The sequence below is a fragment of the Tritonibacter sp. SIMBA_163 genome (assembly GCF_046535935.1).
Taxonomy (GTDB): Bacteria; Pseudomonadota; Alphaproteobacteria; order Rhodobacterales; family Rhodobacteraceae; genus Epibacterium; species Epibacterium scottomollicae.
The window spans coordinates 1-303 of the sequence record NZ_JAWJBP010000256.1 but is presented as its reverse complement, the minus strand read 5'-3'; the positions used below and the strand labels follow the sequence as shown (position 1 = coordinate 303).

Below are 303 nucleotides of genomic sequence, written 5' to 3'. Positions count from 1 at the left end.
GTCGGGATCGTAGATCCAGCCAAACGGCTTGATCATCTCGCCGGAAAAGCGCTGGACGTCGCTGCAGCGCGCCGGACCGTCCCGGGTCGGGACCATGTCGTCCATGAAGCAGTAGGTCCCGCGCGCCTTCACGTGCAATCCCGAGGCGTCGTACTTGAGGACGCTGACCTCGCCGCTGGGCGCGTCGGGCGGATAATTCATCACCGTCTCACCCGCGCGCGTGGCACCCATGACGTAAGCCTCCTGGGTGCGCGTCTCGCCGTAGTCGATCGTCTCGTCCCGTCCGAACGCGACCTTGGTCGG

The 303-nt window shown here is 66.0% G+C and carries 1 protein-coding gene; it reads right to left on the bottom strand.

Annotated elements, in window-relative coordinates; all coding sequences use genetic code 11:
• On the bottom strand, positions 1-303 hold a 303-nt coding region (locus R0J92_RS22310; protein WP_411053262.1), incomplete at both ends, for a hypothetical protein.